The sequence below is a fragment of the Clostridium rhizosphaerae genome (genome assembly GCF_016765585.1).
Taxonomy (GTDB): domain Bacteria; phylum Bacillota; class Clostridia; order Clostridiales; family Clostridiaceae; genus Clostridium_AT; species Clostridium_AT rhizosphaerae.
In genome coordinates, this window is the sequence record NZ_JAESWC010000002.1 from 1,086,598 (window position 1) to 1,100,000 (window position 13,403).

Here is a 13,403-nt window from a genome sequence, read left to right on the forward strand (position 1 = left end):
ATCTATTATTTTACATAATGTGAATATAATATGCAAATTAATTGTATTAGTACCGTCAATAATATTATATGAATTGCATTTTCTATATTTGTGTTTTAATATAAAATAGGTATTATAAAAGTTATGTTAAAGTATTTTTCATAAGCAAATACTCTTAAGTTACCCATTTCTTTGAGGGAGGAGAAAATATGGAGTTTATTGTTGATAGCGTTGAGGAAACAACTAAGCTTGGCATAATGCTTGGAAGGCTTGTTATGCCGGGAGATATAATTTGTTTAATAGGTGATTTAGGTACAGGTAAAACTCATATAACAAAAGGAATTGCTAAAGGTCTTTCTATTGATGACCATATAACAAGCCCAACTTTCACAATAGTCAATGAATATATGGGAAGACTTAAACTTTATCACTTTGATGTATATAGAGTAAATGATCCTGATGAAATTTATGCTATAGGTTTTGATGAGTATATTTTTTCAGATGGAGTAAGTGTAATTGAATGGTCAAACTATATAGAAGAATTAATTCCAGATGAGCATATTTCAGTTAGCCTTGAAAAACTCCCTGAGCTTGGGGAAAACTTTAGAAGAATAAATATAGTGGCTAAAGGAAAAAGATATGATTATATAAAGGAGATATCATTATGATAGTTTTAAGTATAGATTCTTCTACTGAATCTGCAACTTGTGCAGTTTTAAATGACGAAAAACTTTTAGGAGAAGCCGTTTTAAATAATAAAAAGCAGCATTCAGTAGTACTAATGCCTATGGTTGATAACTTACTAAATAGCCTTCAGCTTACTATTAGTGATGTTGATGGTTTTGTTGTGTGCAAGGGTCCTGGTTCTTTTACAGGCCTTAGAATCGGCATGTCTATGATTAAAGGGTTAAGCCAAGGAAGTTCAAAGCCTTTTGTTTCACTTTCTTCCCTTGATGCTTTAGCTTATAATATGGCTTATACAAGCGGAATAATTTGTCCTATTCTAGATGCTCTTAGAGATAATGTATATACAGCATTGTATAGATTTGAAAATAGTAATTTAGTCAGACTTACAGACTATATGGCATTACATATTGATGAACTAATCACTATTCTTGAGGAATATAAAGAAACTGTTACTTTTCTTGGAGATGCAGCAGATAAATTTAAAGAAAAGCTTACAGAAAATATTTCGTCTATTTACTTTGCTCCTAAATTTTTAAATATTGTTCGTGCTTCATCACTAGGTGAGCTTGGATATAGAATGCTTTCAGAAGGAGTTTATGATGATTTGTATGCATCCTCTCCTATTTACTTAAGGAAATCTCAAGCTGAAAGAGAGTATGATAAAAAGATGGGATTTGATAAAAATGATTGATATGGAAGTTATTCCTTTTAACGAAAATCATATAAATGAAGTTTTATATATAAGTGCATTAAGCTTTATTACACCTTGGACCAGAGACTCCATTGAAAAAGAACTAGAAAATAAATTTGCTAGATATGTTGTAGCTGTTAAGGATAATTTGGTTGTTGGTTATGGTGGTGTTTGGCTTATACTTGACGAAGGTCATATTACAAATATAGCTGTTCATCCTGAATACAGAGGCATCGGTGTTGGAAATGCAATATTAGAGGCTTTAATAGAAATCTGCAAGATAGAGCGAATTACTTCCATGACTCTTGAGGTAAGAAAATCTAACACCATTGCCCAAAATTTATACAAAAAATATGATTTCATCGAGGAAGGAATTAGAAAAAATTATTATACTGATACTAAGGAAGACGGTGTTATAATGTGGAAGTACAACCTTTAACGAATGTAGAATTAAGAATGTAAAATATAGAATTGTTGATAAAAGTCCCTTAGGGGACTTTTTATAATATATAAAACAAAGAAAATCCCCTAAGGGATTTTCAAAAATAATTCTACATTCTAAATTTTACATTCTACATTAACTTAAATTTGATTCAACTTCTTAGCTTTTCTTTCAATCACAGCTTCCTTGTGGAATATAGGTGATACCTTTTTATATACCGGCACTGTTATTGCAGCTATAACAAAACCTTTGATAGCATTAAATGGAATAACAGCCCAAAGGATATATGTCCATAAGCTTGTAACCTTTGGATTAACCTTTGTAACCATAGAAATAATAGCATTAATATCTATGTGAAAAAGTACTGCATAAAAAGGAATTAATACGTAATAGTTGAAAATGGAAGCAACTAAAATTGCTGAGATTGTTCCAAATAATATTCCCTGTATAGCAGTTTTTCTTGATTTATTTCTCTTATATACAAATCCTGCAGCGTATACATAAGCTGAACCGATTAAAAAGTTTGCTAATTCTCCAACCCACATTGAGTCTGAACCTTTTATGGCCCCATGTAGTATATTTTTTAAAAGCTCGATTATAACTCCTTCTACAGGCCCTAAAGCAAAAGCCCCAAGCAGCGCTGGAACATCGCTTATATCAATTTTTAAAAAGTCAGGAAATAGCGGAAGCCTAAATTCAAAGAACATAAGAATAAAAGCCATAGCTCCAAGCAGTGAAATCTTTACCAATGTGTTAAGTTTTTTGTTTTTCATAATAGATACCCTCCCAATATATTTATTTTGTGTTGAATTTTAATTTTAATTCAACACCTAGGACTGATATCTTCCAGGGTAGTGCGGCATAATAAAAAGCCCCGACAAAAAATGTCAGGGCAAATAGACTATACCTAGTCATCTTCTTCCATCCAGACTGTACTGTCGGCTTCGGAATTACACCGAATCTGCCATAACGGCTCGCGGGCTTTACCGCCGGTCGGGAATCCTAATTTCTTAGTCACCCTGCCCTGAAGATTATCATTGTTAATTTTTTTACAACTTAATTATATAATATTTTTATAACTTTGGCAAGCTAAATTTAAAATTACTTAGAAGAGTCTTCTTTTTTCATGCTTAAGGATATTCTCTTTCTCTTTTCATCTACCTCTAAGACTCTAACTTCTACGATATCTCCAACCTTTACAATATCAAGTGGGTGCTTAACAAATCTATCGGCCATTTGACTTTTATGAACAAGTCCATCCTGATGAACTCCAATATCTACAAATGCTCCAAAGTCTGCTACGTTTCTAACTGTTCCCATAAGAAGCATTCCTGGTTTCAGTTGAGTTATATCTATTACTCCAGTCTTAAATATTGGCTTTGGCAGTTCTTCTCTCGGATCTCTTCCAGGTTTTTTTATTTCCTTTATAATATCTTTTAATGTTGGTTCTCCAATATTAAGTCTTGACACTAAGCTTACAACACCCTCTACTGCAACTCTTCCATCTATGTCATGAAGTTTTCCAGCCTTTAAATCCTCTGAGGTATATCCCAAAATATTTAAAAGTTCCTTAGCTGCTTTATAAGATTCTGGATGTACTGAAGTATTGTCTAAAGATTCATCACTTTCCATAACTCTCAAAAAGCCTGCACACTGTTCAAATGCCTTATCACCAAGTCTTTTTACCTTTAATAACTCTTTTCTACTTCTGAACTTCCCGTTTTCTTCTCTATATGCCACTATATTTTGAGCTATTGTAGAATTAACCCCTGATATATAAGATAGTAGAGATGGTGTTGCAATATTTAAATCAACTCCGACACTATTCACACAATCTTCTACGACTCCTCTTAAAGATTCATCGAGCTTCTTAGGAGTAACATCATGCTGATATTGCCCAACTCCTATTGATTTCGGATCAATTTTAACAAGCTCAGCTAATGGGTCTTGAAGCCTTCTAGCAATGGATATTGCCCCCCTAATAGATACATTTACATCCGGATATTCTTTTGAAGCCAGTTCTGAAGCAGAGTAAACTGAAGCGCCGGCTTCACTTACTACTACATAGTAAAGTTCCTTACCCCTTTCTTCCTTGACTTCTTTAATAAGCCTTGCGATTACTTCTTCTGACTCTCTGCTTGCTGTCCCATTTCCTAATGAAATTACATCTACATTATATTTGTAAACCAACTGTTTTAAGGTTTTTATAGAGCCTTCTATATCGTTCTGAGGTGCTGTAGCATAGACTGTAGCATTCTCGATAAACTTTCCTGTATCATCAAGTACAGCTATTTTGCAGCCTGTTCTAAAACCTGGGTCATAGCCTAGCACAACCTTTCCTTTTATAGGAGCCTGCATTAGAAGTGCTTTTAAGTTAGCTTTAAATATGTCTATTGCTCCCTGCTCTCCTACTTCAGTTAAGTCAGCTCTAATTTCTCTTTCTATTGAAGGATATATAAGTCTTTTAACTGCATCTTTGATTGCTTCTGCTATATAATAATCAGTTTGCTTATTTTCCTTTAAGCATTTTACATTTAAGTATTGTATTATTTTTTCATTATCTACAGTTACTTTAACAGATAATATTTTTTCTTTTTCTCCTCTGTTTATAGCTAGTATTCTATGTGAAGGAATAGCTTTTACTGCCTCGCTATAGTTATAATACATTTCATAAGGAGTTGGCTCCTTTGAGCTTCCGCTGGTTTCTATTAATCCTTCCCTTTGAACAAGTGATCTTATCCATTTTCTATAATCTGCTTCATCTGAAATCATTTCAGCAATAATATCCATAGCTCCTTGGAGAGCTTCTTCTTCTGAATTTACTCCTTTTTCTTCACTTATATAACTCTTTGAATATTCTTTTATATCTCCAGCAAATTCACCGCAGAAAATTGTTTCTGCCAGAGGTTTAAGACCTTTTTCCTCTGCAATAATTGCCCTGGTTCTTTTCTTTGGCTTAAAGGGTCTGTATATATCCTCAACCTCAGTAAGGGTTACTGCAGACTCTATAGAGTACTTCAATTCTTCTGTGAGCTTTCCCTGCTCCTCTATAGCTTTAGTTACAGCCGCTTTCCTGTCATCAAGATTTCTTAAATAATTAAGCCTCTCTGCCAAATTTCTCAAGGTAACATCGTCAAGTCCTCCGGTTGCTTCCTTTCGATATCTAGCTATAAAAGGTACAGTATTCCCTCCATCTAAAAGCTCTACTACACTATTTACTTGATTTAATCGTATATTTAATTCCTGTGCCAATCTTTCACTAATATTATTCATTCAATTAATCCGACCTTTCTTCTTTAGATAAATTTTATTTGAAATCCATCCTTTGGTAAAAAAGTATTAACCATACTACACTATTTTACAGAAATATGAAGAAAATTAAAAGGGCAAAATATTAATTCCTAATATTAAAAAGTTATATAAAAATCTAAAAAATCATATTATTTAAAGATATTAATATTAGGAGAGTATACCATTGAAAAAAATCTTTACATCCTTTTTTCTTATAATATCTCTTTTATCTTTTACATACAGCATAAATGTATATCAAAACATCTATAATTTTAACCATATTTCAGTTAAAAACAACATAAATTACTTATCTTCAGAGTATTTTAAAGGAAGACTCGCTGGTACTACAGAAAATTATGAAGTAACTGCTTTTATAAAAACAGAATTTCAAAAATTAGATCTTATTCCCTTTAACGGTGATTATTATGATCCATTTGATGTAAATTATCCTAATCGTCTTGATGAAAATCCTTACCTTAAAATAATCGATAAAAAGGGAGCCTTAGTTAAACAGTATAAGTATGGTATAGATTACAAGGAAGAGATGTTGAATTTCAAAAAAAATCACTTAGATTTTAGCAGTAAAGATTCCATTAAACAGAGTGAAAATGTTATTCAGGTAACCAAAGGTACTGATAGTTTTATTTTTTTCACACCTTCAGATAATAAACTTAGTTTTAGGAGTTCTTTTGTTAATTCGAATCCGCAAGTACAAAGTATGTATATAATGCTCACAAAAGAGGCTCTGAAAGATATATCTAAAAATATTTCAAAGGGTTATAAAGTGTCTTGCTTCATTCCCTTTGATATTAGAAGCACAACTATAAATAATGTTGTTGGTTATATAAAAGGCAAAAACGCAAGTGCTGCCCCGATAATAGTCTCCGCACACTTTGACCATGTAGGAAGTGATCTATCCGGAACTGTTTATAACGGAGCACTAGACAATGCCTCGGGTATATCTTTTATGCTGGAATTTAGTAAATACATAAAATCTCTTGGAATTCCAGAGAGAACAATAATGTTCATAGGCTTCAATGCAGAAGAGTTTGGTTGCTTAGGTTCTGAGCACTTTGCCCAAAAATACGCTTCACTTCTTAAGGGTGCAAAAGTCTACAATTTTGATATGATTGGAAGCTCTTCTGTACCTTTAAGCATTATGGGAGGCAAGTCTGATAATGACAAAACAGTATTTTTGCGTTCTGTAATGTCAACCTGCATAAATGAAAAGGTAGATTATAATTTTATCTTTGAGGATTCAAGCGACCACGAAGCCTTTAGAAAAAATAATATCGATGCATTAAGCTTCTGTGATAGTGATATGAGTAGAATTCATACTCCCGAAGATAAAATTAATTTTATTGATAATGAAGCTATTGACAGGTGCTTTAAGGTAGCTTCTAAGGAAGTAATAAAAAATGCTTTTGGGAGTAATCCTATGCTTTTACATTATAAAGATATCATGATTTTTTCTGGAATTGGAATTGTATTGTTTTCTGTTTTATATTTAATCAACGCAAAAAAGAACTTATAAAAAAGAAGGAGCATCGAAAGTGATTTGACTGCTCCTTCTTTTTATTATTTCTCAGAACAATAATAATTACAAGTTATATAAAACTACTTTTACAACTCTAATTTTCCATTGCTGCTTTGCTTTAAATATTCTGTAATAAATAAATCTATGTCTCCATCCATTACTGCCTGAATATTACCTGCCTCTGCACCTGTCCTATGATCTTTTACCATAGTGTAGGGCTGAAAAACATAGGATCGGATTTGGCTTCCCCAGCCAATGTCTCTAAGTTCACCACTTAAATCTTCAATCTTTTCTTTATGAGCCCTTTCCTTTAATTCAATAAGCTTTGCCTTAAGCATTTTTAAGGCTGTTTCACGGTTGCTGTGCTGGCTTCTTTCATTTTGACATTGAACTATAATTCCTGTAGGGAGATGAGTTATTCTAATTGCCGATTCGGTTTTATTAACATACTGCCCACCTGCACCTCCAGCACGATATGTATCCACCTTTAAATCATCTGGCCGAATCTCTATGTCTTGATCCTCTGTAAGCTCAGGTAAAACTTCTACTGAAGCAAAGGAAGTTTGTCTTTTACCATTGGCATTAAAAGGAGAAATTCTCACTAATCTGTGAATTCCTTTCTCTGCTTTTAAATATCCATAAGCAAATTCCCCAATTATTCTTATTGTTACCCCTTTAATTCCAGCTTCATCTCCAGGTTCATAATCTAATGTTTCAATCTTATATCCTTTATCAGCACACCATCTTGAATACATTCTAAGAAGCATTTCTGTCCAATCTTGAGCATCAGTACCGCCAACTCCTGCATGAAGTGTAAAAATTGCATTATCTCTATCATATTCACCTGAAAGCATTGTCTCAATTCTAAACTTTTCTATTTCTTTGCTTATAGCTTGTATTTCACTAATTATTTCAAATTTTGCACTATCATCATCTTCAGAAGATGATAGCTCTATTAAAATCTCAACATCTTCAATTCTTGCTTCTAAGTCTGTAAATCTCTCATATTTATCCTTTAAGCCTTTTGCTTCCTGAGTAATACTCTGAGCAAGCTTTAAATCATTCCAAAAACCAGTTTCTTGCATTTTACCTTCCAGCTCATCTATCCTCTTTTTAAGAGCTGCAATGTCAAAGAGACCCCCTGATTTCATATAGAACTGATTTTAAATTACCTACCGTGTTTATAGCTTCTTCATATTGTGCAAACATACAATACTCTCCTTTACCATATAATTATTATGAAAAAAAGAAGAATTTAGAATGTATGTAGAAAATCCATTAATGAATTTTCTAAAAATTAATTCTACATTCTACATTCTTCATTTTATATTTCTATGCCATTCTTCCACAGCAATTTTTATATTTTTTTCCGGAGCCACATGGGCAAGCATCATTTCTTCCAACCTTATTTTCCTTTTTTACAGGCTGTTTTGGAAGCGAATCATCTTGATTTGTTGAAGTTTCAACTGCTACTTTTTCCCTTTCAGGTGTTTTTTCAACTTGAACATGGAACAAATACTTAACAGTATCTATTTTAATGTTATAAATCATTTCATCAAACATTTGGCTTCCTTCAAATTGATAAGCCTGAACTGGATCCTGTTGTTTATAAGCTCTAAGCCCTATACCTTGCTTTAGATGATCCATATTATCAATATGATCCATCCATTTAGTATCTACAACTCTAAGAAGTATTACTCTTTCTATTTCTCTCATTTGCTCTGAACCAAAGTCTTCTTCCTTAGCGTTGTATATAGACATTGCTATTTCTAATAGATTATCTTTAATTTCTTGATTTGATAACTTTGCAAGCTCTTCTAAATTAATAATATCTTTTGGTAAATATATATCTTCAAGATAAGCAATTAATTTTTCTAAGTCATTTTCAAATTCTTCATCAATTCCCGATATGTGAGAATCTACAACACTGAAAACTACGTTTTCTATCATTTCTTTTATTTCCTGTTGTATATTTTCTCCCTCAAGAACCTGAGAACGCTGCTTATAGATAATTTCTCTTTGAGTGTTCATTACATCGTCATAGCCTAATAGTGTTTTTCTTATATCAAAGTTATTACCTTCTACCTTCTTTTGTGCATTTTCAATTGCACTAGTTACCATCTTGCTTTCAATAGCCTCATCATCGCCAAGTCCTAGTTTTTCAACCATACCTTGAAGTCTTTCAGAACCAAATATTCTCATTAAATCATCTTCAAGAGATACATAGAATCTTGATTCTCCAGGGTCTCCTTGACGACCAGAACGTCCTCTAAGCTGATTATCTATACGTCTTGATTCATGTCTTTCAGTTCCTATTATCTTGAGGCCACCAACTTCAGACACACCTTCTCCAAGCTTTATATCAGTACCACGACCTGCCATATTTGTAGCAATTGTAACCATACCCTTTTCACCAGCATGAGATATTATTTCAGCTTCAAGGTCATGATACTTAGCATTCAATACTTGATGTGGTACTCCTTTTTTCTTTAAAAGCATAGAAACAACTTCTGACTTTTCTATGCTTACAGTACCTACTAAAACCGGCTGTCCCTTTGCATAGGTTTCAGCAATTTCTTCAACTACTGCGAGGAACTTACCTTTTTCAGTTTTGTAAACTAAATCTGGCTGATCTATTCTTATCATTGGCTTGTTTGTAGGGATTACTACAACATCTAGACCATATATTTCTCTAAATTCAGTTTCTTCAGTAAGCGCCGTACCCGTCATACCAGAAAGCTTTGTATACATTCTAAAGTAATTTTGGAAGGTTATTGTCGCTAAAGTTTTTGATTCCTTTTGAACCTTAACTCCTTCTTTAGCTTCAATTGCCTGGTGAAGCCCATCGCTATATCTTCTTCCTTCCATAAGTCTTCCTGTAAACTCGTCTACTATAACTATTTCTCCATCTTTTACAATGTAGTCTTTATCATTTTTCATGTTATAGTTAGCTTTAAGCGCTTGAACTACATGATGTTGAATTTCCATATTATCAGCATCTGTATAATTCTCAAGTCCGAAGAATTTTTCAGCCTTATGAACACCATCGTCTGTAAGCATAACTGCTCCAGCTTTTTCATCCACTGTATAATCCTTTTCCTTAAGAAGGGTCTTTACAAACATATCTGCTATTCTATATAATTCTGTTGACTTATCACCTTCGCCAGAAATAATAAGAGGGGTTCTAGCTTCATCTATAAGGATGGAGTCTACTTCGTCTACTATCGCAAAGTTAAGCTCCCTTTGAACTTTTTCTTCCTTATAAATAACCATATTATCTCTTAAATAATCGAAACCAAATTCATTATTTGTTCCATACGTTATATCTGAATTATAAGCCTCTCTTCTTTGGTCATTATTTAAATTATGAAGTATAACACCAACGCTTAATCCTAAAAATTCATAAACCTTTCCCATCCAGTCTCTATCTCTGTTTGCCAAATAATCATTAACTGTAACAACATGAACACCTTTTCCAGCAACAGCATTTAAGTATGCTGGTAGTATTGCTGTTTGAGTCTTACCTTCACCGGTTCTCATTTCAGATATTCTACCCTGATGAAGCACAATTCCTCCTATAAGTTGAACTCTATAGTGCTTTGTTCCAAGTACTCTCCACGCTGCTTCTCTACATACAGCAAAAGCTTCTGGCAAAAGATCATCTAATGTTTCTCCCTTTGCATACCTATCCTTAAATTCCTGAGTTTTAGCTTTTAGTTCATCATCACTTAAGCCTTGCATTGTTGAATCAAAAGCTTCTATTTTATCTACTATTGGAAGTATTTTTTTAACTTGTCTCTCACTATAACTCCCAAATATCTTATTTAGTACACCCATATTTTTTCATCCTCACTATCTTATTAAATTAAAATATTAGTTCCAATACACTTATACTTAATAGATTATACCATCTAATGTAATGTCATTCAACTTTATTGTCTCCAAATATATCTAATTAACAATAAATTTACTATTTTTTACAAATACAAAGAGCATAAGCATTCAAGCTTATGCTCTTTAACATCTTATATTTTAGAATTCCGGCTCAATCAAACCATAATTTCCATCTTTTCTCTTATAAACTACATTTACATCTCCACTCTTATCATTTGAATAAACAAAGAAGTCATGTCCTAATAAATCCATTTGAAGTACAGCCTCTTCAGCAGACATTGGCTTTATAGCAAACCTCTTAGTTTTAACGATTGAAGCTTCTTTTTCATCATCATCATTTTGATAAGCTGCAACTTCCTGATATTTAAGTGGGGAATTAATGTGATATTTTCTTTCAAGTCTTGATTTATGTTTTACCATTTGTCTTTCAAGCTTATCACTAACTATATCTATCGCTGCGTACATATCAGTATTCGCTTCTTCACTTCTAAGCAAAACACCATTAAATCTTATTGTAACTTCTATTATTTGTCTTGCTTTTTGAACACTTACTGTAACAAAAGCCTCTTGGTCATCTTCGAAAAACTTATCAAGTCTAGATAATTTCTTCTCGATTGCATTCCTCAGTCCTTCTGTAACCTCAATATTTTTTCCTAATATATTTACCTTCATAAACACAGCCCCTCTCTACCTATATTAGGTATTAATATACTGGTTTTATAGTTTACTCGCATAAAGTTAAACTTATGCTGCTTTAGTGAAATTTGTTATTAATATTTTATATCTGTTTTTAAAAAATAACAAGCATTTTTTAGTCAATTTACAAAATATTAAAAAATTATTATATTATCTTTCTTTGTTTTTCTCTTTATAGTTATATGTACTTTTAAAATTTATATCCTAAAGTATTTTAGCTAAATTTTTGAAAAAAAATAAAATACAGCAGCTCTATATAGGACTGCTGTATCACATTACTTTTTGATATTAAGTTATTTGACCTGGTCTTTGACCCCACACTCGCCTGCTGGAGCTTTTGCTACCCGGAATCAACCTCTCACTAATAACCCTCTCGTTTTAAAACGGCAGGACTTATTTCTAAGCCGCACCATGCTCATTAAAACTTTGTTTAACTTACGTGGATCGTTTCGCCTGCGACTGGCATCGACTTTCAACCACAAACATAACTTAATATATTATTATTATAACCTACTTTTCGCAACAGTCAAGATAGTAACTTTTTCCGCACCATTTTTTATAAGCTGCTCAGAGCAATAAAAGGCAGTTGCCCCAGTCGTTATAACATCATCTATAAGCAGTATTTTCTTATTCATAATTGTATCTTTATTTTTCACTTTAAAGCAAGAACTTAAATTTTGCCATCTTTCTTCATCATCTAATCCTATTTGATCTTTTGTTTCTCTTGATTTTGAAAGAATATCTTTAAGCTTAACATTAAAATTCTCAGCAATTATAGATGCCAAAAACTTGCTCTGATTGAATCCTCTTTGTCGCAACCCTTTACGAGTCATAGGAATATAGGAAATTAAATCATAATCAATAGAATTCATATTTATTAAATCTATCAAAAGGCTACCTAAAAACTCGCCTGATAAAAAGTTACTTTTATATTTTAATTTTTTTACAAGTTCCGATATAACTGTAGTATAATAAGCTGCACTAAAGCACTGAAAATCCCTATTATCTTTATTTATACTAAAACTTTTATTTATAGTTTCTATCTTCTTAAAACATCTACTGCAAATCAGCTTTTCATCTACATTCTCTGAATTGCATATTATACAGTTTTCATTTGTACTGTATATAACACTCAACATACTTTGCTTTATAAATCTAATAAACCCATTTCCCATGCTTCTTTGTTGAAGTGCCTGATTATACTTTTAGCCTTATCCATGTTATCATTTTCAGAATTAGCTAAAAAAATAACTTCCGAATTTCTTAGCTTATCACTTCTTCCTGCCTTTCCACAAAAGTAAACAAGTTTTTTATAGTTAAAAAACAAGTCATCTGAAGAATAAACCACTATATCTGTATCATTTAAGCTTACAAATCTATCCTTATAATCATTAGTAACTAAAATAGCTCTTTTAATTAATGCAAAATTATAAAGTATTTTTTCATCGCTTTCATTATTAATATAGTACATTATATTTTTGCTTAAACTGCTTCTAAAATTGCTTAAATATGAAAATACACTATGAACCTTTTCGCTATTTGAAACATATACTACAACTTTTCTATCATTTTCAATTGAAAAGTTAAGATAATCATAAATTAAATATGGGATTTCTTTATCTAAATCTATTCTAGTAATAACATAGCGCGGTTCAGTCAATGGCTTTTTATTTCCTCGAGTAGGTATAATTATATCCCTTTGATTTTTAAATATACCTTCTATAGAAGAACAAATAATCTTTCCTTCTTTTTTAACACATTTAATAGCTAAATCCATAATTTCATAATTGTTATATTCAGAAAAACAACTGCAATCATCATAAATAACCAAATCATATTTTTCGTTTATTCTTATTGCATTTTTATAATTGCAGATATTAAGCAATGTATTAACTGAGCCAAAAGAATTTCTAATGTAGCTATATTCTCTGCAATTACTATATTTCTTAATGAAATTAATTATCTGTATATTATTTTCTCGTTCTTCAGTTATGTATAAAATTTTTTTCCCATATTGTACATAGCTCAATATAATTTTAAGAAATATATCTGGTGAAGTATACGGAGGATTTATCACATTAAGAACCTTTTCTCTTCCATTACTCCAATTTAAAATACTTTCACTAATTTTCTGTTTATAATTTACAAAGCTGGAAGTTTTATAAATTATCATGTCTTATACCCCT

The 13,403-nt window shown here is 31.8% G+C and carries 11 protein-coding genes and 1 riboswitch; of the genes, 4 read left to right on the forward strand and 7 right to left on the reverse strand.

Annotation, left to right across the window (positions count from 1 at the left end; translation table 11 throughout):
• The first annotated feature begins 188 nt into the window (after window positions 1-188).
• Genes tsaE through rimI form a run of 3 tightly spaced genes read left to right on the forward strand, consistent with a single transcriptional unit; the run spans window position 189 to window position 1,796 of the window.
• Window positions 189-647: a tRNA (adenosine(37)-N6)-threonylcarbamoyltransferase complex ATPase subunit type 1 TsaE gene (gene tsaE / locus JK636_RS08295; RefSeq protein WP_202748355.1), complete on the forward strand. Its 459-nt coding sequence runs from the start codon at window positions 189-191 to the stop codon at window positions 645-647.
• A complete protein-coding gene (gene tsaB, locus JK636_RS08300; RefSeq protein WP_202748356.1) occupies window positions 644-1,357 on the forward strand; it encodes a tRNA (adenosine(37)-N6)-threonylcarbamoyltransferase complex dimerization subunit type 1 TsaB in 714 nt (237 codons plus the stop codon). Before tsaE ends, tsaB begins: the two co-directional genes overlap by 4 nt.
• On the forward strand, window positions 1,350-1,796 hold the full coding sequence (gene rimI, locus JK636_RS08305) for a ribosomal protein S18-alanine N-acetyltransferase (RefSeq protein WP_202748795.1): 447 nt from the start codon (window positions 1,350-1,352) through the stop codon (window positions 1,794-1,796). The genes tsaB and rimI overlap by 8 nt, the downstream gene beginning before the upstream one ends.
• A 143-nt stretch (window positions 1,797-1,939) precedes the next feature.
• Here the strand turns inward: rimI and JK636_RS08310 are convergent, their stop codons facing one another.
• Together JK636_RS08310 and JK636_RS08315 are read right to left on the reverse strand one after the other, a co-directional pair.
• A complete protein-coding gene (locus JK636_RS08310) occupies window positions 1,940-2,572 on the reverse strand; it encodes an ECF transporter S component (protein WP_202748357.1) in 633 nt (210 codons plus the stop codon).
• Window positions 2,573-2,708: 136 nt separating this feature from the next.
• Window positions 2,709-2,835, reverse strand: a riboswitch (FMN riboswitch).
• Between the two features lie 65 nt (window positions 2,836-2,900).
• On the reverse strand, window positions 2,901-5,072 hold the full coding sequence (locus JK636_RS08315) for a Tex family protein (RefSeq protein ID WP_202748358.1): 2,172 nt from the start codon (window positions 5,070-5,072) through the stop codon (window positions 2,901-2,903).
• 202 nt (window positions 5,073-5,274) lie between these two features.
• Between JK636_RS08315 and JK636_RS08320 the strand changes: the two genes are divergently transcribed.
• Entirely contained in the window at window positions 5,275-6,624 is a 1,350-nt protein-coding gene (locus JK636_RS08320; RefSeq protein WP_202748359.1) for a M28 family metallopeptidase, read from the forward strand.
• Between the two features lie 89 nt (window positions 6,625-6,713).
• Here JK636_RS08320 and prfB read toward each other — a convergent pair.
• From prfB to JK636_RS08345, 5 genes are all read right to left on the reverse strand, one after another.
• Window positions 6,714-7,836, reverse strand: a protein-coding gene (prfB, locus tag JK636_RS08325; protein ID WP_202748360.1) for a peptide chain release factor 2 whose coding sequence is annotated in 2 segments (ribosomal slippage) — window positions 6,714-7,757 and window positions 7,759-7,836 — 1,122 coding nt in all. Because the reading frame shifts where the segments join, the coding sequence is not laid out codon by codon here.
• Between the two features lie 123 nt (window positions 7,837-7,959).
• Complete coding sequence (gene secA, locus JK636_RS08330) at window positions 7,960-10,464, reverse strand: preprotein translocase subunit SecA (protein WP_202748361.1); 2,505 nt, start codon at window positions 10,462-10,464, stop codon at window positions 7,960-7,962.
• A gap of 195 nt (window positions 10,465-10,659) precedes the next feature.
• Window positions 10,660-11,193, reverse strand: a complete 534-nt coding sequence (hpf, locus tag JK636_RS08335; protein WP_202748362.1) for a ribosome hibernation-promoting factor, HPF/YfiA family — start codon at window positions 11,191-11,193, stop codon at window positions 10,660-10,662.
• Between the two features lie 527 nt (window positions 11,194-11,720).
• On the reverse strand, window positions 11,721-12,392 hold the full coding sequence (locus tag JK636_RS08340) for a ComF family protein (RefSeq protein WP_202748363.1): 672 nt from the start codon (window positions 12,390-12,392) through the stop codon (window positions 11,721-11,723).
• Window positions 12,365-13,390 carry a hypothetical protein gene (locus JK636_RS08345; RefSeq protein ID WP_202748364.1) on the reverse strand — a complete coding sequence of 342 codons (1,026 nt, stop codon included), beginning with the start codon at window positions 13,388-13,390 and terminating at the stop codon, window positions 12,365-12,367. The genes JK636_RS08340 and JK636_RS08345 overlap by 28 nt, the downstream gene beginning before the upstream one ends.
• Window positions 13,391-13,403: the final 13 nt, after the last annotated feature.

Excerpts from the sequence above, each read along its gene's own strand:
- tsaE (WP_202748355.1), top strand. The coding sequence starts at position 189 with ATGGAGTTTATTGTTGATAGCGTTGAGGAAACAACTAAGCTTGGCATA.
- tsaB (WP_202748356.1), top strand. The coding sequence starts at position 644 with ATGATAGTTTTAAGTATAGATTCTTCTACTGAATCTGCAACTTGTGCA.
- rimI (WP_202748795.1), top strand. The coding sequence starts at position 1,350 with ATGATTGATATGGAAGTTATTCCTTTTAACGAAAATCATATAAATGAA.
- JK636_RS08310 (WP_202748357.1), bottom strand. The coding sequence starts at position 2,572 with ATGAAAAACAAAAAACTTAACACATTGGTAAAGATTTCACTGCTTGGA.
- JK636_RS08315 (WP_202748358.1), bottom strand. The coding sequence starts at position 5,072 with ATGAATAATATTAGTGAAAGATTGGCACAGGAATTAAATATACGATTA.
- secA (WP_202748361.1), bottom strand. The coding sequence starts at position 10,464 with ATGGGTGTACTAAATAAGATATTTGGGAGTTATAGTGAGAGACAAGTT.
- hpf (WP_202748362.1), bottom strand. The coding sequence starts at position 11,193 with ATGAAGGTAAATATATTAGGAAAAAATATTGAGGTTACAGAAGGACTG.
- JK636_RS08340 (WP_202748363.1), bottom strand. The coding sequence starts at position 12,392 with ATGGGAAATGGGTTTATTAGATTTATAAAGCAAAGTATGTTGAGTGTT.
- JK636_RS08345 (WP_202748364.1), bottom strand. The coding sequence starts at position 13,390 with ATGATAATTTATAAAACTTCCAGCTTTGTAAATTATAAACAGAAAATT.